General features: G+C 53.3%; 26 protein-coding genes. 5 read left to right on the forward strand and 21 right to left on the reverse strand.

Annotated features, from left to right (window positions below):
* Positions 1–28 precede the first annotated feature (28 nt).
* From ACFQ1Z_RS05440 to dnaB, 3 genes are all read right to left on the reverse strand, one after another.
* On the reverse strand, positions 29–280 hold the full coding sequence (locus tag ACFQ1Z_RS05440; protein ID WP_379056212.1) for an AbrB/MazE/SpoVT family DNA-binding domain-containing protein: 252 nt from the start codon (positions 278–280) through the stop codon (positions 29–31).
* A 112-nt stretch (positions 281–392) separates the two neighbouring features.
* Entirely contained in the window at positions 393–1,460 is a 1,068-nt protein-coding gene (gene alr, locus ACFQ1Z_RS05445; protein WP_379056214.1) for an alanine racemase, read from the reverse strand.
* 12 nt (positions 1,461–1,472) lie between these two features.
* Entirely contained in the window at positions 1,473–2,855 is a 1,383-nt protein-coding gene (gene dnaB / locus ACFQ1Z_RS05450) for a replicative DNA helicase (protein WP_379056216.1), read from the reverse strand.
* Positions 2,856–3,473: 618 nt separating this feature from the next.
* On the opposite strand from dnaB, the gene ACFQ1Z_RS05455 reads away from it, so the two are divergent.
* Positions 3,474–3,734 (forward strand): hypothetical protein, encoded by a 261-nt coding sequence (locus ACFQ1Z_RS05455; protein WP_379056218.1) that lies wholly within the window; start codon positions 3,474–3,476, stop codon positions 3,732–3,734.
* A gap of 70 nt (positions 3,735–3,804) precedes the next feature.
* On the opposite strand, the gene rplI is transcribed toward ACFQ1Z_RS05455, so the two are convergent.
* From rplI to ACFQ1Z_RS05480, 5 genes are all read right to left on the reverse strand, one after another.
* Positions 3,805–4,254 (reverse strand): 50S ribosomal protein L9, encoded by a 450-nt coding sequence (gene rplI, locus ACFQ1Z_RS05460; protein ID WP_379056219.1) that lies wholly within the window; start codon positions 4,252–4,254, stop codon positions 3,805–3,807.
* 21 nt (positions 4,255–4,275) lie between these two features.
* Positions 4,276–4,509 (reverse strand): 30S ribosomal protein S18, encoded by a 234-nt coding sequence (rpsR, locus tag ACFQ1Z_RS05465; protein WP_024929836.1) that lies wholly within the window; start codon positions 4,507–4,509, stop codon positions 4,276–4,278.
* Positions 4,510–4,818, reverse strand: coding sequence for a primosomal replication protein N (gene priB / locus ACFQ1Z_RS05470; RefSeq protein WP_379056220.1), 309 nt, complete (start codon positions 4,816–4,818; stop codon positions 4,510–4,512).
* 5 nt (positions 4,819–4,823) lie between these two features.
* Entirely contained in the window at positions 4,824–5,198 is a 375-nt protein-coding gene (gene rpsF, locus ACFQ1Z_RS05475) for a 30S ribosomal protein S6 (protein WP_379056222.1), read from the reverse strand.
* A gap of 125 nt (positions 5,199–5,323) precedes the next feature.
* On the reverse strand, positions 5,324–5,653 hold the full coding sequence (locus tag ACFQ1Z_RS05480; RefSeq protein ID WP_379056223.1) for a hypothetical protein: 330 nt from the start codon (positions 5,651–5,653) through the stop codon (positions 5,324–5,326).
* Between the two features lie 265 nt (positions 5,654–5,918).
* On the opposite strand from ACFQ1Z_RS05480, the gene epsA reads away from it, so the two are divergent.
* Positions 5,919–6,698 carry an XrtB/PEP-CTERM-associated transcriptional regulator EpsA gene (epsA, locus tag ACFQ1Z_RS05485; protein WP_379056224.1) on the forward strand — a complete coding sequence of 260 codons (780 nt, stop codon included), beginning with the start codon at positions 5,919–5,921 and terminating at the stop codon, positions 6,696–6,698.
* Positions 6,699–6,711: 13 nt separating this feature from the next.
* Here the strand turns inward: epsA and ACFQ1Z_RS05490 are convergent, their stop codons facing one another.
* The 8 genes from ACFQ1Z_RS05490 to ACFQ1Z_RS05525 all read right to left on the reverse strand — a co-directional run bounded on the left by ACFQ1Z_RS05490 (position 6,712) and on the right by ACFQ1Z_RS05525 (position 14,899).
* A complete protein-coding gene (locus ACFQ1Z_RS05490) occupies positions 6,712–7,149 on the reverse strand; it encodes an RNA-binding S4 domain-containing protein (RefSeq protein ID WP_379056225.1) in 438 nt (145 codons plus the stop codon).
* A gap of 8 nt (positions 7,150–7,157) precedes the next feature.
* Entirely contained in the window at positions 7,158–9,323 is a 2,166-nt protein-coding gene (locus ACFQ1Z_RS05495; protein ID WP_379056226.1) for a Lon protease family protein, read from the reverse strand.
* Entirely contained in the window at positions 9,320–9,811 is a 492-nt protein-coding gene (locus tag ACFQ1Z_RS05500) for a molybdenum cofactor biosynthesis protein MoaE (RefSeq protein ID WP_379056227.1), read from the reverse strand. Before ACFQ1Z_RS05500 ends, ACFQ1Z_RS05495 begins: the two co-directional genes overlap by 4 nt.
* A 2-nt stretch (positions 9,812–9,813) precedes the next feature.
* The gene (gene moaD / locus ACFQ1Z_RS05505; protein ID WP_379056228.1) at positions 9,814–10,071 is read right to left on the reverse strand and encodes a molybdopterin converting factor subunit 1; all 258 of its coding nucleotides are present in this window, start codon (positions 10,069–10,071) and stop codon (positions 9,814–9,816) included.
* Positions 10,068–11,444 (reverse strand): DNA recombination protein RmuC, encoded by a 1,377-nt coding sequence (locus tag ACFQ1Z_RS05510; RefSeq protein WP_379056229.1) that lies wholly within the window; start codon positions 11,442–11,444, stop codon positions 10,068–10,070. The genes moaD and ACFQ1Z_RS05510 overlap by 4 nt, the downstream gene beginning before the upstream one ends.
* Before the next feature lie 130 nt (positions 11,445–11,574).
* Entirely contained in the window at positions 11,575–12,342 is a 768-nt protein-coding gene (locus ACFQ1Z_RS05515) for a hypothetical protein (protein ID WP_379056231.1), read from the reverse strand.
* Between the two features lie 223 nt (positions 12,343–12,565).
* Positions 12,566–14,107 (reverse strand): alkaline phosphatase, encoded by a 1,542-nt coding sequence (locus ACFQ1Z_RS05520; RefSeq protein ID WP_379056232.1) that lies wholly within the window; start codon positions 14,105–14,107, stop codon positions 12,566–12,568.
* Positions 14,108–14,152: 45 nt separating this feature from the next.
* Positions 14,153–14,899 carry a PEP-CTERM sorting domain-containing protein gene (locus ACFQ1Z_RS05525; RefSeq protein ID WP_379056233.1) on the reverse strand — a complete coding sequence of 249 codons (747 nt, stop codon included), beginning with the start codon at positions 14,897–14,899 and terminating at the stop codon, positions 14,153–14,155.
* 461 nt (positions 14,900–15,360) lie between these two features.
* Here ACFQ1Z_RS05525 and ACFQ1Z_RS05530 point away from each other — a divergent pair, with 461 nt between their 5' ends.
* The 3 genes from ACFQ1Z_RS05530 to ACFQ1Z_RS05540 are packed head-to-tail and all read left to right on the forward strand — an operon-like array spanning position 15,361 to position 18,523.
* A complete protein-coding gene (locus ACFQ1Z_RS05530; RefSeq protein WP_379056234.1) occupies positions 15,361–17,085 on the forward strand; it encodes a CHASE2 domain-containing protein in 1,725 nt (574 codons plus the stop codon).
* A complete protein-coding gene (locus tag ACFQ1Z_RS05535; RefSeq protein WP_379056235.1) occupies positions 17,082–17,591 on the forward strand; it encodes an SH3 domain-containing protein in 510 nt (169 codons plus the stop codon). The genes ACFQ1Z_RS05530 and ACFQ1Z_RS05535 overlap by 4 nt, the downstream gene beginning before the upstream one ends.
* An 11-nt stretch (positions 17,592–17,602) precedes the next feature.
* Positions 17,603–18,523, forward strand: coding sequence for a M48 family metalloprotease (locus ACFQ1Z_RS05540; protein WP_379057180.1), 921 nt, complete (start codon positions 17,603–17,605; stop codon positions 18,521–18,523).
* A gap of 183 nt (positions 18,524–18,706) precedes the next feature.
* Here the strand turns inward: ACFQ1Z_RS05540 and ACFQ1Z_RS05545 are convergent, their stop codons facing one another.
* The 5 genes from ACFQ1Z_RS05545 to ACFQ1Z_RS05565 all read right to left on the reverse strand — a co-directional run bounded on the left by ACFQ1Z_RS05545 (position 18,707) and on the right by ACFQ1Z_RS05565 (position 22,659).
* Positions 18,707–19,711, reverse strand: a complete 1,005-nt coding sequence (locus ACFQ1Z_RS05545; protein ID WP_379056237.1) for an AI-2E family transporter — start codon at positions 19,709–19,711, stop codon at positions 18,707–18,709.
* A 29-nt stretch (positions 19,712–19,740) separates the two neighbouring features.
* Positions 19,741–20,298, reverse strand: coding sequence for an IMPACT family protein (locus ACFQ1Z_RS05550; RefSeq protein ID WP_379056238.1), 558 nt, complete (start codon positions 20,296–20,298; stop codon positions 19,741–19,743).
* 21 nt (positions 20,299–20,319) lie between these two features.
* Positions 20,320–20,718 (reverse strand): type II toxin-antitoxin system death-on-curing family toxin, encoded by a 399-nt coding sequence (locus ACFQ1Z_RS05555; protein ID WP_379056240.1) that lies wholly within the window; start codon positions 20,716–20,718, stop codon positions 20,320–20,322.
* Complete coding sequence (locus ACFQ1Z_RS05560) at positions 20,715–20,939, reverse strand: AbrB/MazE/SpoVT family DNA-binding domain-containing protein (RefSeq protein ID WP_379056241.1); 225 nt, start codon at positions 20,937–20,939, stop codon at positions 20,715–20,717. The genes ACFQ1Z_RS05555 and ACFQ1Z_RS05560 overlap by 4 nt, the downstream gene beginning before the upstream one ends.
* Positions 20,940–21,009: 70 nt before the next feature.
* On the reverse strand, positions 21,010–22,659 hold the full coding sequence (locus ACFQ1Z_RS05565) for a formate--tetrahydrofolate ligase (protein ID WP_379056243.1): 1,650 nt from the start codon (positions 22,657–22,659) through the stop codon (positions 21,010–21,012).
* Between the last annotated feature and the right edge of the window lie 12 nt (positions 22,660–22,671).

Raw genomic sequence — 22,671 nt, forward strand, 5'->3', positions numbered from 1 at the left:
ATATCTCCGCGATCAAACACGGCTGGGGCTACCATAATTCATTGCCAACTGCTGCACTGCTTTCCCATGCGCCTAAATCTTCTGGCATAGGTGCATTGGGGTCACATTGAGCGAGTAATTCGCTCAGGCTTATTTTTTTTGTCATTGGTTTTAATAAAAGGCCTTGCTCAGTTTGCTCGAGCTTGATCGTTTGTCCAGCGGACAACGCCATAGAGTCGCGTAATACTTTAGGAATGACCACCCCAAGACTGTTGCCGAACTGGCGTAATGTTGTTTCCATGATTCACCTCACAGTTTTACTTTGTCAAACCATAAGACATGCGCAGCATAATGTCAAACTTAATTTGACAATATCAACTGCAGGAGTTTATTTAAAAGGATCAGGACAGCGACTAATCAATCACATGCACAGGCACGCGTGCAGTGACTGCGCATAGCAATTCATAGCCTATGGTGCCACTGGCTTGCGCCACCGCATCTACTGGCACCAGGTTACCCCATAGCTCTACAGCACTGCCGATAGCGGCTTGGGGGATATCGCTGATATCCACTGCCAGCATATCCATAGACACACGGCCCAAAGTGCGGGTCAGCACGCCATTCACGGCTATCGGCGTACCGGTGGGGGCATGGCGCGGATAGCCATCGGCATAACCGCAGGCGACTATGCCGACACGAGTAGGTTGGTCTGCAGTGAACAGGCTGCCATAGCCTACACTTTCACCGGCGGCGATCTCCTGCACGCCTATCAGGGCGGAGCGCAGTGTCATCACCGGGCTTAACCCAAGCGAGGCAGCAGACTTTTCCGCGATCGGGGTCGCCCCATACAGCATGATGCCAGGGCGTACCCAGTCAGCGTGGGTGTGTGGCTGCTGGATCACCGCAGCTGAGTTGGCGAGTGAGCGCTTGTAGGCTTGCGTGCCCATCACCTGCGCTACGATATCCATTGCCTGCGTGACACCGTCAGCCAGGTCCGAGTTGGCAAAATGTGTCATCAGCACCACTTCACTGACATTGGCACTGGCGCTTAAGCTATCCAGTGCTGGCTGGTAATCGGCAGGCTGAAAGCCCAGCCTGTGCATGCCGCTATCCAGTTTGAGGTAAACCCGCAAAGGCATATTCGGTTGGCTTTGCAGCAACCATTGCAATTGCATGTGATGGGAGACCACAGTATCCAGCCTGTACCTATCGACCAGCGCCATTTCCTCGGCAGAAAAAACGCCTTCCAGCAACAGGATAGGATGCTGATAACCGGCATCGCGCAAGGTCACCGCTTCTCTGATATTGAGTACGGCAAAAGCATCTGTCTGTTTTAATCCACGCGCGGCATTCAGCAGGCCATGGCCGTAAGCATTGGCTTTGACCACAGCCAGCACTTTGGCATGCGGCGCATAACGCCGCACCTGCGCCAGGTTATGGGCCAGTGCTTGTTCCGAGATCTCAGCAACGATGGGACGCATCTTCAGCCGCCCCTAGTATTCGTCTGGCATATATGACGCATTGGCATAGTTCTCAAAGCGGGTATGCGCGCCCATAAAGGTCAGGCGCACACGGCCGATAGGGCCGTTACGCTGTTTGGCGATAATGATCTCGGCCGAGCCTTTTTCAGCACTATCCGGATTGTAGTATTCATCGCGATACACGAACATGATCAAGTCGGCATCCTGCTCGATAGCGCCCGATTCGCGCAAGTCACTCATCACCGGGCGTTTGTCAGGCCGCTGGTCCACACTACGGTTCAGCTGCGAGATGGCGATCAGTGGCACATTGAGTTCTTTTGCCAGCGATTTCAACGAACGCGAGATCTCCGAGATCTCCGTCGCCCGGTTTTCGCCTGAACGCCCTGCCGGCGAGGTCATCAACTGCAAATAATCGATCACGATCAGGCCCAGCTCACCCGCCTGTCTATGTAAACGTCGCGCGCGTGCACGTACGTCAAAGCTGCTTAAACCGGCGCCTTCATCAATATAGATAGGCGCTTCGTTCAGCTTGCCCAAGGCCGTGGTCAGTTTTTCCCAGTCCTCATCCTCGAGGTTACCGTTACGCATCTTGTGCTGGTCCAGACGCCCGATAGAACCTATCATACGCGTCGTCAGCTGTGTCGCGCCCATCTCCATCGAGAAGATAGCCACAGCCTTGTTGGTTTCCAGCGCCACGTTCTCGGCGATGTTGATCGCAAACGCCGTTTTACCCATAGAAGGACGACCGGCAATAATCACCAGATCACCGCCCTGCAAGCCGGAAGTCATGGAGTCTAGGTCACTAAACCCGGTGGGGGTGCCAGTCACATCAGAATGGTTTTCACGCGAATACAGGTAATCGATACGATCGGCCACCTGCGGCAACAACACTTGCATGCCCAAAAAGCCCTGGCTCTTGCGATTACCGCCTTCAGCGATCTGGAAGATCTTGGCTTCGGCTTCATCCAGCAACTGCTGCGCATTGCGGCCATTCGGCAGATAAGCACTTTCGGCGATATCAGTGCCCACGGTGACCAATTGGCGCATGACAAAGCGTTCATGCACGATCTCGGCATAGCGGCGGATATTGGCCGCTGTGGGCGTATTCTGTGCCAGCGCGCCCAGATAGGCTACCCCGCCTATCGTCGTCAGCTCAGCCGTACTCTCCAGCGATTCGGCGACAGTCACAATATCGGCCGGCTGGTTACGCTCTATCAGCCGGGTGATATGTTCATAAATCAGTTTATGGTCGTGCTGGTAGAAATCCTGCCCGGATAAAATATCGGCAATCTTGTCCAGCGCTTCATTGTCGAGCAATAACCCGCCGAGCACGGATTGTTCGGCTTCTATGGAGTGTGGGGGGAGTTTGAGAAATTCTAGTTGTTCGTCAGCCATCTGGCGATTATACCGAAAAGCCAATCGGCATTTTCGTGTTTTGAAATTAACTGTAAATCAAGAGGGAGAGTGATGCTCTATCTTTGAAGTTCTAATCGGTATTTCTTTGGATGGTTCAGAGCTCCGTTTGCGCTCTGTTTTAGCATTTTATTTCGCCTCTAGGCGAGTTGCTTTTCTTTGCTTGCCCAAAGAAAACGTAACCAAAAGAAATGCACCTAGCATCCGCTTGTTTCCTGCGTTGCTCATCAAAATAAGCGGTCGCGAAACTCGCCCTAGCGGCCTGCAAACGACGCAGGCCACCGCGGAACTCAGACAGTCGCTCCCTTCCTCCTTATTTTGACTCCGCTACTCGGCGCGTCATATAGGGGCCCAAAGTCAACACCACCACGATGACACAATGGTCAACATCCATGGGCAATGGTCGCTTAGTAATTGCTTTTCTCAATGGTTAAGCGGGATGCGCTGTGAGCAGATTCACTGAAATAACCGCGTAGTGCCTTTACGGGTCCCCTATCTGACGCGCCGAGTAGCGCAGGCAGCGTGGGAGGGGGGTCGGCCAGCGTCTGTTCGAGTTCCGCGGTGGCTTGCGCAGTGTGCAAGCCGCTAGGGCGAGTTTCGTTGGACGCCCACGTTGACGAGCAACGCAGGGAAAAAGCGGAAGCTAGGGTGCCCTTTCTTTTGGTGCCTTTTTCTTTGGGCACGCAAAGAAAAGACACTCGCCTAGAGGCGAAAAATAACGTTCAAATCATCCAAAAAAAGTTACTCGCCGAATGGCGAAATAAAATGGTGAAACAGCGCGCACAACCATCCAAAGAAATACCGATTAAAACGTCACATGAGATGCAACACCAGCTCGACCAACCCAGCCCTACCCCATAAACCATCCGTCTTTTACAAAAATAAAAAAGGCTACCGAAGTAGCCTTTTTAAGTACTGCTAAACGCTTAAATTAAGCTTCAGCAGCCACTGTCACATTGATATCAACAACAACATCATGGTGCAGTGCAACGCTCACAACAAACTCACCGATATTTTTCAGTGGGCCGTTAGGCAAACGTACATCTGATTTTTTCACTTCGTGACCTTGGGCTTGCAAAGCTGTTGCAATATCCAGATTGGTCACAGAACCAAATAGACGGCCATCAACACCAGCTTTTTGCGAAATGGTTAACGCAAAGCCTGCCAGTTTTTCGCCACGTGTTTGAGCAACAGCCAACAAATCAGCCTGTTGTTTTTCCAGATCAGCGCGACGGGCAGCAAATTCAGCCTGGTTAGCTTCGGTTGCGCGTTTGGCTTTACCTTGTGGGATCAGGAAGTTACGGCCGTAACCGTCTTTCACTTTAACCACATCACCCAGTCCACCCAGGTTTGCTACTTTTTCTAATAAAATTACTTGCATGTTATTCTCCTAAGCCGCCGATTAACCTGGGTGTTTGTCTGTGTAAGGCATCAGCGCCAGGAAACGTGCGCGTTTAACCGCAGTTGTCAGTTGGCGTTGGTATTTAGCCTTGGTACCAGTCATACGGGCTGGAATGATTTTGAAGTTTTCAGAAACGAAATCTTTCAACAGATCCACGTCTTTGTAATCAACTTCTTTGATGCCTTCTGCACTGAAACGGCAGTAACGGCGGCGTTTGTACATATCTCTTGCCATTTATAACTCCTTCAATTCTGTCTGCTGTATTAGCTGTATCTCTTGTATATGCATGACCACTTGTGTGCTTTTTGCGCTGCGCTGCGCCAGAAAACCTTTGGCTTTGATGCGATCTCCGCTTTGCAGTGGCAGACTGGCTTTTTCACCAATCAACACTGCGGCTAACTGACACTGCACTTTGCGATTCAGGCCAGCTTCTTGCTGTTCTGAATCATGTTGCAACTGCAAACGCAACAAGGGTAACCCGGCCGGTGTATAGCGTAACGGTTCAATCGTTTGCACCGTTGCGGCGATCACCAGCGTATTCACGACGCTTAGGCGGCTGCCTCAGTAGTTGCTGCAGGTGCGTCACCAACGATGGTTTTGGATTTTTCCTCTTTCATCATCGGGCTTGGTGCAGTCACTGCTGTTTTAGTCGAAATAGTCAGGTGACGTAATACAGCATCGTTAAATTTGAAGCCGTGTTCCAACTCTTCCAGTACTTCCTGACTCACTTCGATGTTCATCAACACGTAGTGGGCTTTGTGTACTTTGTTAATTGGATAGGCAAGTTGACGACGGCCCCAGTCTTCCAGACGATGGATGTTGCCGCCATTGCCAGTGATCTGAGTGCGGTAGCGCTCAATCATCGCAGGCACTTGTTCACTCTGGTCTGGGTGAACAATAAACACGATTTCATAGTGTCGCATGTAATCTCCTTACGGTTATCAGCCACCCCGAATGCGAAATCAGGTGTGGCAAGGTTGGAAAAGCGTGCGATTATAGACTATAAGTCCTGTGTGAATCAAGGACTTATCTTTAATCCTGGCGCTGACTAGACACTATTGTCTTTATTTTCCAGGCTTTTGTCTTCTTTGGGCAGGTAATAAGGGTCGGCCACATAACCCGGCCCTTTCATGATGATGATCACCACTAAGCCTATCATCAGGGCGCCGATAAAAAACCAGAAGGTGAACAACAGGCCGAGAAACATAGAGGTGCGTTCAATGTTTTGCGTCAGCAGGTCTTCCTGCTGCCACCAGGTGTAGGCGATAGGGCTGGCGAATACCAGCGTACCCAGCAACCACCACTTGGGCAGTTTTTTCAACAGTTGCCACTCTTTGTGGCTGGAATAACGTACCCCGTTCGGGAGTTTGTTCAACATAAGCTTACTCTGCTCGCTGATAGATCATCAGGTAGTGACACAAGAAAAAAACATTCATTCATTTTATCGCAAGTCGCGGCTGGCATCAGCCTTGGACATTACCGCACGCACCCGCGCTTGATGTTTAGCCAGCGTCTATTTCAGGCGGGCGGGCTATTTTTCAGCAACAGATTAAAGAAGCACGCGCTTGCTGCCGTAAACAAAGTTAAACCATAAATGCGCATGGTTGTAGTTGGCCTGCGCACAATAACTTTGAGGTATCTCCATGCTGGCACAAAAAAAACAAGCACATTGGGAGGGAATTCTGCATGCAATACAGAATTCATACGCCATTCAACGCCATGTTGACTTTTTCAACTGGCTAAAACAAGACATACATCCTCTGATGCGCCACGACGCCCTGCTGGCGACCTGGGGCAATTTCAGCACCGGTGAGCTGCACTTTGATGTTTCTTCTGCGCTGCCTGAAGTGACCACACAGTGCCTGCTGCAGGATTCGGCCATCGTCAATTATCTGATGTGCAACCTGCACAAGCGCTGGCTGGAAAATGACGAGAAATGGTATGTGATCAACCGTTTTGACGCCAGCGGCATACATGCGCAATCGCCCAATGCCTTTACCCAGCAATTAATGAAAATGCACTCGCTGCTGGTGTATGGGGTACGCGATACCCGCGGCAAAAATGATTGTCTGTATGTGTTTTTTGACCGCACCCGCGAGTTTCATGTGCCTGACCAGTTTCTCGGCATGATCATGCCGCATGTGGATGCAGCCATACGCCGCGTCGGCCACCTGAAACCGATAGTGAAAGATGAAGACCTGCTTGATAGCATGGCCCATGGTGGTTTGTCTGACCGCGAGCAGGAGATCTTGCATTGGGTGCGCGGTGGCAAAACCAATCTGGAGATAGGTATGATCCTGGATATCAGCGCCAACACGGTTAAAAACCATCTCAAGCGTATTTTCCAGAAACTGGATGTTTCATGCCGTGCGCAGGCGGTGGCAAAAACCGGCACCGTGACTGCTTACCCAAAACCAAGCTAAGCTGGAATGCGGTTTAATCCCGGCCGGTAAAGCGCTGGATATCGCGCATTTGCCGTTTGGTGGGGCGGCCTACGCCGCGGTCACGTTCAGCAAAATGATCAGCGCCACTTTCCTGGGCCTGTTGCCGTATGCGCAGGCTTTCTTCGGTTTCGCGGTATAGCAGTGCCGCTTCTGGCGCGCCGCGCCGCACATTACTTAGTGCCAGCACTTCGACTTCTATCTGCATGTCTTTGTTTTTGATGCTGACGCGCATGCCAGGCTTCATTTCCCTGGCATTCTTGGCGCGGTCACCATCTATGCGCACTTTGCCGCCATCAACGGCATCGGCTGCCAGGCTGCGTGTCTTAAAAAACCGTGCCGCCCATAACCACTTATCCAGACGGCAACTGTCATCCTCGTCTTTATCAGCGGGCGATTGTTTATCCTGCTTTTTATTATGCGTTCTGGCCATAGTGCGAATTAAGACTTGCCGGTCTCTGCCTGCGGTTGAATATAGGCCAGATGCGCCTGGTTGCGCTCCAGCGTCTGCCTGAAACTGGCAAGCACGGTTTGCGCGCGCGCCATCAGCGTATTGCCGCTATAAGTGCCGTCAGCTTCCTGCGTGCCGGCTTCGCAACCAGTCAGGTGCGCGATGCCTTCCAGCACATGGTCTATGGTAATGATCTTGAACATGCCATTATTCACCGCCGTCACCACGCTTTCATCGAGTACCAGGTGGCGCTGATTGCGTTTGGGGATGATCACCCCCTGCTCGCCATTCAGGCCCAGTGCCTGGCAGACGCGGAAATAACCTTCTATCTTCTCGTTGACGCCGCCTATGGGCATCACTTCACCAAACTGGTTGAGTGCGCCCGTTACAGCGATGCCCTGCTTGATAGGCAGGCCAGTCAGTGCCGACAGCAGTGCAAACAACTCGGCACAAGAGGCTGAATCACCCTCCACGCCGTTGTATTCCTGCTCAAACACCAGCGAAGCACTCAGGCTTAGCGGGGCCAGCGCCCAGAAACTGGCACTCAGCCAGTTTTGTAATATATAGATGCCTTTGTCGTGGCTGGGGCCGCTCATTTCGACTTCGCGGTCTATATTGATCACCCCGCTACGGCCAGGGTAGCAACGCGCTGTGATACGGATAGGCGAGCCAAAACTGGCATCGCCGAGCTCGATATGGGTCAGGCCATTGACCTGGCCGACCACATCGCCGTGCACCTGGATCAGCAGCTCGTTATCAATGATAGAGTCGCGGATCTGCGTTTCAAAGAATTGCTGGCGCAACAGGCGCGCCGACAGCGCCTGCTTGACATGCGCATCAGTCACCAGGCGTGCATCTGCCGCGGCCGCCACGCTTTCATGCATCAGTTGGTCCAGGTGCGCAAAACGGATGCTGATGCGGCTCTGGTCTTCTTCCAGCCTGTGCATAAAATGCAATAGCTCATTGACTGCCGCGCCACTGAAATGCGGCAGGCTGTGCTGCTGGCATTTTTGCGCGATATAACCAGCCACCCAGGCATAGTTTTCCAGCGAGGCCGCTACGCGGTCTTCAAACTCGACCTTGACCGGAAAAAAGTCAAAGAAATCAGGCTGCGCTTCCAGGCAATCATAATAGTCTTCGCGCGTGGCGATCATGATCAGCTTGACATGCACCGGCAAGGCGCCATGGCGATTGCCGCCCGCGCCTTGCTGGGCATGGTTGGCCCAGTCTTCTATCTGCACTTCGCGGTTACGCATCAGGCGGTAGAGTTTTTCCAGCAAGGCACCGCCGTTATTCTCATCCTGCATCAGGTCACGCAGATGCAGCAGCAGCATGCCGCCATCTGCCCGGTGCACGCTGCCTGCACGCAAGCGCAGAAACTCCGGCCATTGCGCGGCTTCACCGGCAGCGTTTTCCAGCATGCCGAACAGCGCAGCGAAACCGGGGTCTTTTTCTTCCACCACCGGCTGTTTGACTGCGGCGGTCAGATTGGCGCGCTGGTCTACCAGCAGGTTGACGCGGAAACGTGCTAAAAAGCTTTCATTGACCAGGCCATCGTTACTGCCTTCAGGCTCACTGCCCAGTTGCTGCCAGGCTTGCAGATAAGCGAGCACTTCCGGCTTGATCACATTAAACAGCGATGACAGCTTGGCACTGCTCAGCTGTGCGCGCAGGCTGTCTACCCGTTCTTCCAGCCAGACTTCCGCCTGCGGGAAATTCACCTGGCCGTTGCTATCCAGCCACTGCGACATTTCCACCATCAGCGTTTTGATGAATGCATCCATCACTGTGCGCAACTGCGAACCCAGCCCGGCCGGCAGCTTGATGTAATTGGCACAGGATTGCTGGCTGAAATCATACAGCGCGACCAGGTCAGTCAATGAGCTGTCTATGCCGGTCACGGCAGCAGCCTTCATGGCGGCCAGGCTCAGGCTGGCACGACCGGAGCCAGGTGTGCCCAGCACCAGCACATTGCAACCGCCCTCTTGTATAGACAAGCCCATCATCAGGGTCTTTTGCGCCTCGGGCTGCAGTTTCCAGCCGTAGTCGGTCAGGCTCATGTCAGAGGCATCCAGCAACTCTTGCGTAGATTCAAACGACATGGGCGACAGTTTGTACGCCACTGTCATTTCAACAGGATTCAATACTTGCATCATGTAGGTGACTTTCCATTATTCTTTTGCCACTGTTGTTTTGCGTGTTCATCCGAGGCACGGGCTTCGACCCAGCGCTCGCCAAAATCGCCGATTTCTTTTTTCCAGAACGGAGCTTCTGTCTTCAAATAGTCCATGATAAAAGCGCAGGCTTCAAATGCTGCCTGCCGGTGCAGGCTGCTGGTGGCCACCAGCACGATCTGCGCCTGTGCCGCCAGGGCTCCGACGCGGTGGATCAAACGCACACCGAGCAAGGGCCAGCGCTGGCAGGCCTGTTCGGCGATACGCTGCAAGGCCGCTTCTGTCATGCCCGGGTAATGCTCTATCAGCATCTGGTCCAGCTTGCCATCTGCCGACAGGTCGCGCACCAGCCCGACAAAACTGACCACGGCACCAGCTTGCGGCGTCGCCGCCCGCAGTTGTTGCAACTCAAGGCCGGTATCAAAGTCTTGCGGCTGTACAGAGATGTTCAGGGTGGCAGGCACGCTCAAGTTCAGCCTCCGGTCACCGGTGGGAAAAACGCCACTTCGTCGCCATCATCCATGGTCGCCATATCATCCACCAGCTCATGGTTGATGGCGGCACGCACCACGCCTGTGCCACTGAACAGTTTCTGCCAGGTGGCACCGCGATTGGACAACCAGGCCTTTAACGCAATGATGGTCTCCACACCTTCGGGCAGCGCCACCTCCTCCGAGGAGTAGTTGACGACTTCCTTGATGCGGGCAAAGTACAAAATGGTGATCTTCATGTCGGGTTACTCTTCTCAATTTCCTCTAATTCTTCCAGCAGCTCGATTGTGCCTAACCCTTCTTCCTGCGCCAGCTCCACTTTCTCAATCTGGGCAAAACGCCTGGTGATTTTCTGGCTGCTGATATGCACATCCTGCGCATTTTCGTGGGCCTGGCGTATATTATCAGCCAGTTTTTTCATGCGTGTATCAAAGCGGTTGAAGTCCTTGCTCAGTTTGCCCAGTTCATCTTTAATGATATGTACCTGCTTGCGCATTTCCACATCTTTCAGCACGGCGCGGGCAGTGTTCAGCACCGCCATTAACGTGGTTGGTGACACCAACCACACGCGTTTCTGCATAGCATAATCCACCACTTCACTATGGTAGGCATGAATCTCGGCAAATACTGCTTCGGCTGGGATAAACATCACCGCGCCATCTGAGGTTTCATTGGCGATAATGTATTTATTACTGATATCGTCGATATGCTTCCTGATATCCGCCTTAAACTGTTTCCCTGATTGCGCCTGCAATACTTCACCAAGGCTGCTGTCATACATGCGGTGGTAGTTCTCAAGCGGAAATTTACTGTCTACTGCCACGGTCCCGGTTGGATCAGGCAGGAATAATGCGCAATCCGCGCGCGCGCCATTACTGAAAGTATGCTGCATGGCAAAACTGTTACTAGGCAGCACATTGCGCACCAGCCCTTCCAGCTGCACCTCGCCAAAGGCGCCACGGCTGCGTTTATCACCCAGCAACTCCTGCAGGCTCACCATATTGACGCTGAGACCATCAATTTTCTTTTGTGCTTCATCAATGGTCGCCAGGCGCGCCATGACGTTGGCAAAGGTCTCGTTGGTTTTTTTAAATCCCTCTTCCAGGCGCTCGGATACTTTGCCGCTCATTTCTTCCAGGCGTGTATCCACCACCTTGGTCAGCGCCTCTATACCTTGCATCAGGCTATGCGTGGTGGTCTGCAAGGCGGTGTTGAGCAGGTTTTGCTGCGCCATGCCCTGCTCAGACAAGCCATTACGCAGACTCTGGCTGAGCTGCTCGCTACTTTGGGAGAGATGGTCGCGCTGCGCTACCTGCAGCTCTTGCATGGTGACACGCAAAGCCTGCATGGAATCACGCGTAGCATTCAGCTCCTGTGACAGCTGCGTGCGTAAACGGTCTTGCTGGTCGGCGTTCTGGTTTTGCAACCTGTCTGCCAGCAGATTGAGCGATTGATGCAACTCGCTCATCATCAGCCTATGTTTTTCTTCGAGTTGCTGTGAAAGCAACAAGGCCAGCGCTTCCTGTGTAGCCTGTTGCTGCTTGCGTGACTGCCAGACCAGTATGCCTATGATCAGGGCTAGCAGGAGTAATTGAATGATTTGTAGGGCCATCAGCGCATTATAGCCGATGACAGTTGCGCCATAGCGCCTCGCAGAAAATTACGCTGCGAGGCGCTAGCTTAGCTGGTGACTGGCTGCCAGGCGTGATTTAGTGATTATGCGCCTGCAAACCAGGTGTAACTCAATGATTGTGCGCCTGCAAGCCAGGCGCACCGTGCGCACGGGTCAGCCATTGCATTTCCGAAGGGTTATGTTCCATATCGCCGAGGTCGGTGAAATCGACATGCTGGTAATTGCTCAACGTCGCCAGGCTCGCTTTAGGCGCGATCACCGCGTCGCCGGCAGCCGGGGCACCGGTCTGCAAAACCTGCAGCTGGATAGTGACGGTATGCTCGGGATAGTGGTATTGCACTGAATAGGGCAATTTCACCGCCGGCATCCACAATACCTCGGTACGCACGCCGTTACCCAGCTCGCCTACATATTTCTCTACATCGTGACCATATTGCTGTTGCTTTTCCATTTGCTGTTGCATGTCTAGGGCCACTTTTTTCAGTTTGCCCAGCTCTTCATCGGTGACCAGTTGTGATTTCACCTGCCAGATATTGAGGTCGGTTTTGATCGCCAGCAACTTCAGGTCTACATCAGAATAGTCGATAGTGCGGCCATCTTCGTGCATCAGAAAACTGTAATTGAACTGCCCGGCCGGTTTTTTCATCCACAGGCTGCTGTTGTGTGCCGGCTGGCCATTCTGGTACAGGTGGCGTATCTCGACCTGATCGTCTTCGCGCATCAGCCACCACTGCAGGCGTTTAGCGGAAGCATCTGTACATGGGGTCGCGCATTGTGTGGTTTCGAAACGCGCATTGACGACTTCCTCGGCAATACTTGCTTTGGCCGCCAGCATAGCCAGCGCGGCCAGACCCAGCATTTGAATAGTTTTGTTCATTATTTCTTTCCATCAAGTGGTACAGGGCGACAGATCGCCGCCCTGCATTGCAAAACACCTAAACTAGCTACGGACACTTTCTCAAACAACCTGGAAAAAGTGAGCGAGCGGGATAAAGTACCAGGCGCACGGCACGCAAAAACCGGAATGTACATAAGTACATGAGGATTTTGAGTACCGCGCAACGCAGTAATTTGCCCGCGCAGCCACTTGTTTTCCTCAATTAGTAACCGAAAGCGTCTTTCATGACCTGGTAGATATAGCTTTGCTCCTGCACGCCGTGCACCAGATAAGATTTAGGGCCGATGGCATAGATGGCCACTTCTTCACCAGCGTGGGTTTCAGAGCTCAATGGCACCAGTGCTTCCTGGTGGAAATCAGGGTCTTCAGTATCTACGCCTGACATATCCACCACGCGGCCAGCGGCGATCGCTTCATTGTAAACAGCTTCGCCTGGCGAGTTTGTGTGATAACCAGGGCCGTTAGCAAAGCTCACTGTGGTGTAAGGCTTGCCATCAGCAGCCAGCGTTGGCGCTGTTTTACCTGGCTCAACCACTTTACCCAAAATAGGGTTGCCACGTTTTGGGTAACCACCGATAGTCAAGGTGTGGCTATGGTCGGCCGTCACAATGATCAGCGTTTCGTTGAGGTTGACCTTGCTGGCAGCTTCACGTACCGCGTCAGACAGTGCTACCGCGTCCTTGAAAGTACGGTAGGCGTTACCAGCGTGAGAAGCGTGATCGATACGGCCAGCTTCAACCATGAGGAAATAACCATTCTGGTTTTTCTTCAGGATATCAATGGCTTTGCCGGTCATGTCAGCCAATGAAGGCTCACCGGCGATATCGTTAGCACGGTCTTGCTCAAACTCCATGTGCGATGGGTTGAACAGGCCGATGACTTTGTTGGTGGTCACTGGATTCAAGGCATTGAAACCGTTCTGGTCCTGGATATACACACCACCGAATTTGTTGACATATTCTTGCGGCAGGTTACGGCCATCGGTACGGCGGCCTTTAGTACCTTCGATATCTGTCACTGTGTTTGGCAGGAAATAGCTACGGCCACCGCCGAATACTACATCGATGCCATCACCGATCTTGCCGGTACCGAAATTGTCTATCAGTTGTGCAGCAATGTCTTTGACACCATTGGTCGCGGCAGCAGCTGACAGGTTGGCGTTGCCTTCCCAGTCACGGTTGGAGATATGTGCATAAGTCGCAGCCGGAGTCGCGTGCGTGATACGCGCTGTAGATACCACACCTGTGGATTTACCGGCGATCTCAGCCTGTTCCAGGATAGTCGTCACTTTGCCAGCGTTGATCACAGACGGATTCGCTTCGTTTCTGGCCACAGACTGGTTCAGCGAAATAATGCCATCGTTGGTTTTCACGCCAGAGATGATCGCTGTCATGGTAGGTGCAGAGTCAGAAGTCTGCTGGTTAGTAGAGTAGGTTTTTGAAAGAGCTACGTAAGGGAACTCTTCAAATGACAGCTTGTTACGCTCGCCGTCTATGCCTTTTAACTGGCCCTCAAAAATGCGTGCGCCGGTCACGGTTGAGATACCCATGCCATCGCCCACGAACAGGATGATGTTCTTGGCTTTTTTGGCATTCGGTACCAGCTTTTTGCTGTCATTCAGGCTGGCAGCGCCATCATTCAGCCAAAACTGTGCATTTTCAGCCTGTGCCACATTAGACAGGGCGAATTGCGAGCCCAGCAGCATGGCAACCACGGCCGTGCGTTTCAAGTTTAAAAAGTCCATGATTTTTCCTTTAGAGAGTTTATTTTATATATATAAAGTATTTGTTCAGCTACGACGACGGCGCACAACACCTGCCATCAGGCCCAGGCCGGCCAGCAACATGGCGACTGAATCGGCTTCCGGCACAGAAGATACTGCATTCAGGCTGATGTTATCCACACCCAGCTGTAATGAATTCTGGTTTGCCACGGTGGCAAAGCGCAAGATATAACTACCGCCTGCAGCCAGGCTGGAACTCAGGTCAAAGCTGTAATTCACATAGTTGTTCGCAGTCAGCACACCATTGGCGCCGCCGATATAAAGGCTTTGTACAACATCCGCGCTATCGATAGAGAAAGGGTCGGCACCGGCTTTCAAGATATCTACACGCACGTGCTGGTTAGGGTTATCTGTAGCATCTACGCTGTAATCCAAGCCGGCAGCATCGATATTCGTGGTGCTGTTCTGATTATTGACAAACATCTGAAAGCTTAAAGTAGCAGAAGAAACTGCACCAGTGCTAAAGGTCTGGAACAATGCATTGCTGGCATAACCGTAGTTATCCAGAATGCCATAGTAGCTGCCCTGATAAGCGCCCACGGTAGCGTTGGCGGTGGCTTCGGTAGATGTGCCGGTTTGCGCCAGCACACCGCCGAAAAAGCCCTGCTCTGCCACTTGCCAGCCGGTGATATCGTAAACATCGGCTCCGTGTGACTCAAAACCGCCATTTTGTATGAGTTCTGCCGCTTGTGTCGCAGGTGACAGTGCTGCCATGACCAGCAGGCCGGTCATTGCCCAAGAGTTAAGCTTCATGTGTAGGTTCTCCCTGATTGTATGTGATTAACTTGCGCGCCAGCATGCAAGCCAGCGCGTTTACCTGGAGTATTGTTAAAAACATCTGTGGCAGAAAGGTTGCACTTACATGAAGCTTGTGTGACGGGGGAGACTAGGCTGCTCGGTAGGCTGGTGCTGATGGGCGGCAGAAAAGAAAAAACCCCGTCACGACGGGGTTATAAATGACTTTAAACTTGAAAAACACGCCACACTCACACAAAGACATCCATCATGCTGATGAACATGAGCAAAATAAATCCAAAAAACACGATTTTCAGATTTACACTCATAAACGACCCTGCGCATTTGTGATGTTGCTAGAATAGGACTATTAGCGTTGACGCTCAATGGCCCGTTCGGGTCAATGCAGGCATGGCGTCACTAAAATAATACCAACCGGGAAAATACTAAAGCGTGACCCGTCACCACCACGGAGCGATATGCTAAAACTGAAACTCATGCTCGGGTTCTGGCTGGCCAGCCTGACCCGCAGGCTCAAGAATAACTTTTATCTCTACCTGGCGCTGCTGTTCAGCGCGGTGATCCTGCTGGATGCCGGCGTATTTCATGTCGGCCAGAACATGCGCGACAAGGCGTTTGACCTGATGGTGAAAAACCGCATCTTCAAACCGGCCGCCGACCCTGCCATCGTCATTATCGATATCAATGAAGCCAGCCTGGAAGCCATGTCCAAAGAATATGGCCGCTGGCCGTGGCCGCGCCAGGTGCTAGGCGAGCTGGTAGAGAATATACAGCGCCAGCAACCTAAAGCCATCATTTTCGATATCGTGTTCTCGGATGCCGATGTATATAACCCGGATAGCGACAACTATTTCAACGATGTCATCACCGCCTGTGACAATTGCTTTTTTCCGTTGCTAAGGCTGGATGCCAGTCAGGATAGCAAAAGCCAGCTCACCTATGCGCAGATCCCCGGCCTGGCGCACACGCCGGATGCAGACCAGCAGGCCACTTTTGCCGCTATCCCGCCCTATTTCAAAGGCGCCTGGCAAGCGCAGCGTATGGGTACGCACAATGTCTACCCCGATAACGATGGCGTCGTGCGCCAGTACCGCATGCGTCATCACGACAGGGGTTGGACCCTGCCTGCCCTGCCCTTGCTGGTGGCAGATGCCATGCAGTACGAGACTGGCAATACGCCGGATGAGATGCTGCTGAACTGGCGCGGCAAACCGTTCACCTATCACTATATTTCGTTCAGCGAGGTGTATACCGATAGCGCCAGCTCGCAGCCCAAGCGCCCGCAGGATGAATTCAAAGACAAGATCGTCATCATAGGCTCTACCGCACCGGCGCTGTTCGATATCAAACCTACCGCCATGGATAAGCAGTTTCCGGGGGTGGAGATCCTGGCAACGGCGCTGGACAACACGCTGCACCAGGATTACCTGAAAGTCTGGCGCGGCAAACTGCCTTATATACTGCTCAGCCTGTTGCTGGTGTGGCTGACCACGCTGGCGTTTTATTTCAAGGTAGACCGCGACCGTTTCAATGGCATCTTCACCGGCAGCCAGATCGGCCTGCTGGTGCTGTCTTACCTTGCTATCAACCTTTTTCATACCTATCTCGACCTGGCGGCCCCCATCGTCTGGGCAGTGGCCTATTTCGGTGTTGCCAAGATCTATGCCCTGGCGACCGACCGTGCCCTGCAGCGCTGGCTGGCATTTGGCCTGAGCGCCAACAGTGCGGAGCTGGAAGTCTTGCTGATGCCTATCGTGATCGAAAGCCCGGACACCCTGGGCGATGCGGTGATGAAACTGGTGCGCAAGGAGATAGAATCCGCCTGCCGTGCGCCCAACCAGACAGATATACTGTTGGGTACGCAAAGCGGCATCTGGGGCCTGTTTGGCGACCTGGTCATCGTCAGCTGGCAATACAAGCCAGAGACCGTTTACCGCGAAGCTGCCGCGCAGGACGCGCAACAGCTGGCAGCACAATTACCGACTTTGCTGGATAAATTGCGTCTACCCAATAAGCCGGCTATCCGCTATGGCATGCATCAGGGCAAGATCGCCAACCAGGCGCCGCAACTGGCAGCACAATGGCGCATTCTGTTTGCGCAAGCCATCATCCAGCTAGAGATGGCAGATTTAACAAGCATGGCAGATTTACCCGGCACGGAGAAAGTGGAGACACCCATATGACAAAAACAAACATGATCAAGCTAAGGCTGATCGCGCTGCTGGCTGCATGCTGTTGCAGCAGCGCGATCGCGGCAGACACCGGCGTGGTGCTGAAACCTGACCAGCTGCGCGCTGATGCATTTGGCGACGCCAAGGTGGTCGGCAATGTGAATAAGAATGACGCAGTCGAGATACTGAATAAAAAAGGCGCATGGCTGCAGATCAAAACGGCAGGCAAAAGCGGCTGGGTACGTTTATTGACCGTGAAACGCAATAGCGCCAACGGCAATAATGTCGCCGGTGTGGTGGGTGTGGCGACTGGCCGCAGCGGCACCGGAAAAGTGGTGTCTACCACCGGTATCCGTGGCCTCAGTGCCGAAGACCTGAAAACCGCGCAGTTCAATGAAGCAGAGACCAAAAAGCTGGAAAGCTATAGCGTGACTGCAGACGAAGCAAAACAATATGCTGCCAGCGCTGGCTTGAGCAGCCAGCAGATCCCTTATTTTCAGGGAGGTAACCAGCCGTGAAGAAGCAGTTATTGAACCATACCAGGCTTAAACAGGCAGTCATCGCTGCCGTAGCTAGCGGCTTACTCACTGCTGGCAGCGCCATGGCGTTTGACCTTAAAGGGGCACTCAAGGATGCCGTGAGCGACCAGCTGGGCGGCAACAGCAAGACAGTGCAGCCTGCGGCAAGCGATAACCAGAACGCTGCTGCCCAGGAAAAATCGGCCCAGGAAAAACTAGCCAATATCGACTGGAAGAACCCCAGCCAGGAAGACGAGATCGCCGTCGGCCGCAATGTGACCGGCACCATACTCGGTGCCGCGCCGCTGGTGAATGATGCGCAGTTGCAGCAATACGTGAATAAGGTAGGCCGCTGGGTGGCCAGCCAGTCAGAACGCACCAGCCTGCCCTGGCATTTTGGTGTGATAGACAGTAGCGATGTCAATGCCTTTGCCGCACCTGGCGGCTATGTGCTGATCACCAAAGGCCTGTATCAACGCTTGAGCAGCGAAGCACAACTGGCCGGTGTGCTAGGGCATGAGATCGCCCACATCGTGCAGAGGCACCACCTGAAAGTGATGCAGAAACAGGCGCTGATGGATGCAGGCAGCTCATTTCTGAAACAGAAGATCAGCAAAAACAAAATCACGCAACGTGCCTTGTCTACCGGTGCTGAGATCAGCGCCCGCAACCTGGATAAAAGCGCCGAGTATGAAGCCGACAGCATGGGCACCGTGTTGGCTGCGCGTGCCGGCTATGAAGTCTATGGCCTGGCTGAAGTCCTGCAGGACATGGAGACCCTGAGCAGCAATGATGGCAGCGTGGCCTTGCTGTTTCAGACCCATCCGCACCCGGATGAGCGTGTCGCGCAACTGAGCCTGACCAGTGGCGAGCAGATAGATAAGCTCAGCGGCGGCAAAACGTTGGAAAACCGTTTGTACAAGCTGAAATAATATTGCCGGATAAGCAAACAGGCTCGCAATCGCGAGCCTGATGTTTTTTTGCACACTGCCAGCCTAAACCCAGTCAGCCTAAACCCAGTCAGCCTAAACCCAGTCAGCCTAAACCCAGTCAGCCTAAACCCAGTCAGCCTAAACCCAGTCAGCCTAAACCCAGTCAGCTTAAACCCAGTCAGCTTAAACCCAGCCGCGTTCGCGGCACTCACTTTTAATATAGGCGTAATAGATAGGCGCTGCCACTATGCCAGGCAAGCCAAAGGTCGCTTCCATCAGCAGCATGGCCACCAGCAGCTCCCAGGCATGCGCGCGTATCTGACTACCTACGATGCGTGCATTTAAAAAGTATTCCAGCTTGTGGATTACGATCAGGAAAAACAGCGATCCTAGCGCAACTACAAATGAATGACTGATACTGACGATCACAATCACGGTATTGGAGATCAGGTTACCCACCACCGGCAGCAATCCGACCAGAAAGGTGATCAGTATCATGGTTTTGGTAAACGGCAGATGTATGCCGCACAGGGGCAATATGATGGCCAGATAGACCGCAGTCAGGCTGGCGTTCACTGCAGAGATCTTGACCTGGGCAAAGATGATATTCTTGAACGCCTGTGCGAACAGCGTGATGCGCTGCAACAGGCTTAGCGCAAACGGGCGCGGGTTGGTCTTGCTCTGCACGTCATGCAAAGCCACCATCGCCCCTATCACCATACCTATCAGTATATGTGCCAGGTGATGGCCGGCTTCTTTACCCAATAACTGCCAGTCAGCCGAGTGCGCGCGCAGCCATTCGATCACGGTATGCTGCAAGGTGATCGCATCATCCGGCAGCCTGTCATTGAGCCATACGGGCAATACCTGGCGCGAGTCTTCAATGATCTTGGCCAGTTGGTCGAACAACATGGTCAGCCCGCCGGTGTCACTGCGTATCAGGGTGATGATACTCATACCTATGGCGACCAGTAAGCCTATCACCAAAGTCGCCAGCAACACCACTGCCAGCCACTTGGCATATTTGCCTGGCAAGCGGCGCGCGATCAATGGCGCGATGACATGTATCAACTCATAGACCAGCAAACCGGCCAGCAAGGCAGGCAGCAATTGTACTTTCAATACCAGCCACATCAGTACCGCCATCAACACATAGGTGGCGGTATCGAATTTTTGCGTTTGGGTCACATCAGACTCCGGACTTTAATCATAAATGGCTAATATTTGGCCTGTAACTGCCTGGCCGCATCAATAGGTAGTTTAAGCAGGAAATGCACCGCTTCATCAAATTTCTTGTCCAGCACCTCGCCGTGCAATCGCTGCACTTCGCGGGTCAGCTCGTCGACACGTTTGTAAGTCGTTGAGATCTTCAGCTGCACCATCTCAACGAAAGCAATGCTGCCTGCCTGTTCCATCGCCTGTTTGGCGGTGCCGCCATAAGCCCTGACCAGGCCGCCGGTGCCCAGATTGATGCCGCCATAATAGCGTATCACCGCGACACAGCAGTTCACATAATCCTGCCCGTCCAGCATCTGCTGTATCGGTTTGCCGGCAGTACCAGCCGGCTCGCCAGCGTCTGAGAAACGGGCGACTATGCCTTCAGCCGTCTTCATACGGAAAGCATAAGCCAGATGGCCTGCGCTTTGATGCTCGCTGGCAAACTGGCGCAAAAACAAGGCCAGCTCACGCTCGTTCTCACAACGACCGGCACGCGCGATAAAGCGCGACTTATTGATGGTCTGGTCGGCGTGGCCGGTTTGTTGAAAGGTCAGCATGAATATTCGTCTTTCGTATGCTTAACCCTGGGTAGTCGCATGCTGACGTATCCATTCGGCAAAAACCACTTCATCCATATCACCAGCGGCCACGGCCAACATGACCATGACGCACTCAACATCAGTAGCATTGAGCTCATAACCGTTGAGGACCAAAAATAACTCCACCGCGACAAAGGCGGTGCGTTTGTTGCCATCCAAAAAAGGATGATTGCGCGCGATGCCATAGCCATAAGCCGCAGCCAAGGCGGCATGATCCGGGTCATCGTATACAGCCAAATGTTGTGGCCGACTCAAAGCCGATTCAAACAAGCCCAGGTCACGCACACCTGAAATACCGCCATGTTCAGTTAATTGTTCATCGTGTACAGCCAGCAATACCTGCGCATCCAGCCATATCCAGCTTTGCCCGGCAGTCATTTAGCGAGCTCGCGTAAGACTTCTCGCCTGGACTTCATGATCTTCCTCGCCACATCCATCTGTGTTTCAAAGGCCGGATCATGTGGCGATATAGTCACTGCACCAGGCGCATCCGTCAGGTATACCGTATCGCCTTTTTCCAGCTTGAGCCTGGCGAGTACTTCTTTAGGCAGGATCACACCGACAGAATTACCGATTTGGGTCAGTTTGAGAGAATGCATATTGCGCTCCTGTAAATATTGACGTTATAACAAAAGTTATAATATCAGACTATAGCGAGAAAAAACAGGTTCAGGAAAGGCCAAGAATACGGCCGCTATCGTCTACAGCTATGCGCCCGCTGGCCGGCTGTTTGGGCAGGCCTGGCATGGTCATGATGTCACCACATATCGCCACCACAAAGCCGGCCCCGCGTGACAGGCGTAATTCGCGCACATGCAGGGTATGGTTTTGCGGCACATTGCGCAGTTTGGCATCGCTGGACAGCGAATATTGCGTTTTGGCGACGCATACCGGCAGGCCATCACTGGCGCCAGCCATATCCAATAATTGTTTCTGCGCCAGTTCGCTTAAGGTCACGCCATCAGCGCCATACAGCGATTGTGCAATCACCGTCAGTTTTTCTGGCAATGACAGATGATCTTCATAAAGCAGGGTTGGGTTTGCCGGCTGTTGTGCCAGTGCGGCCACCGCATGTGCCAGCTCCAGCGCCCCTTTGCCGCCCTCGGCCCAGTGTTTGCAGACATGCAGGCTGGAACCCCAGGACTCAACGGCAGCGCGTAGCTGTGCGACTTCTGCCTCGGTATCCTGGGTAAAGTGGTTGAGCGCCACCAGCACCGGCAAGCCAAAATGCTGGCGCATGTTATCTACATGTTTTTTCAGGTTGTCTATACCGACAGCCAATGCTGGCAGATTTTCGCTGTTCAGGTCAGCAACTTCCACACCACCATGATATTTCAGTGCGCGCACAGTGGCGACCACCACCGCCATATCCGGCCGCAGGCCAGACTGGCGGCACTTGATATCCATAAACTTCTCGGCACCGAGGTCAGCGCCAAAACCAGCTTCAGTCACCACATAATCGGCCAGCCGCAACGCTGTCTGCGTGGCGACCAGGCTGTTGCAGCCATGTGCGATATTAGCAAACGGGCCGCCATGCAGCAGCGCAGGTGAACCTTCCAGTGTCTGCACTAGGTTAGGCTGGAAAGCATCTTTGAGCAAAGCTGTCATCGCGCCCTCAGCCTGTAAGTCACTGGCCAGGATGGGCTTACCCTGTTGCGAGACACCCACTTGCACGCGCCCCAGACGGCGGGTCAGATCGGCCAGGTCAGTCGCCAGGCAGAATATCGCCATCACCTCACTGGCAACGGTGATATCAAACCCGGTGTCATAAGAGGTCGGCTGGTTAATGGTGATCCTGCGCAGCGCCCTGTCATTCATATCCATACAGCGGCGCCAGCTGACCTGGTCGAACTGCAGCGCATTGCCATGGTAGATATGGTTGTCGACCAGCGCCGCCAGCAAATTATTGGCGGCGCTGATGGCGTGAAAATCGCCAGTGAAATGCAGGTTGATATTCTCCATGGGCACTACCTGCGCATAGCCACCGCCGGTGGCACCGCCCTTCATGCCAAATACCGGCCCCAGCGAAGGTTCGCGCAAACAGGCCAGTGCCTGGTAGCCGGCCAGGTTCAAGGCATCGGTCAGCCCCACCGTGGTGGTGGTTTTGCCTTCGCCTGCGGGGGTAGGGTTGATGGCGGTGACCAGTATCAGTTTGGCACGGCTGGGCTGGCTATGCAGGTGGTTGACTGTGGCCTGCGTCAGCTTGGCCATGTGCTGGCCGTAAACATGCAGGTCAGTGGGCGCCAGGCCCAAGCGCTGCGCAATATCGTGTATGGGCCGCAAAGTGGCTGCTTGTGCTATTTCGATATCGCTGGACATGCGTTTTACGTC

Origin of the sequence: Methylophilus luteus, assembly GCF_042676265.1 — a bacterium.
In the GTDB taxonomy this organism is placed as follows: domain Bacteria; phylum Pseudomonadota; class Gammaproteobacteria; order Burkholderiales; family Methylophilaceae; genus Methylophilus; species Methylophilus luteus.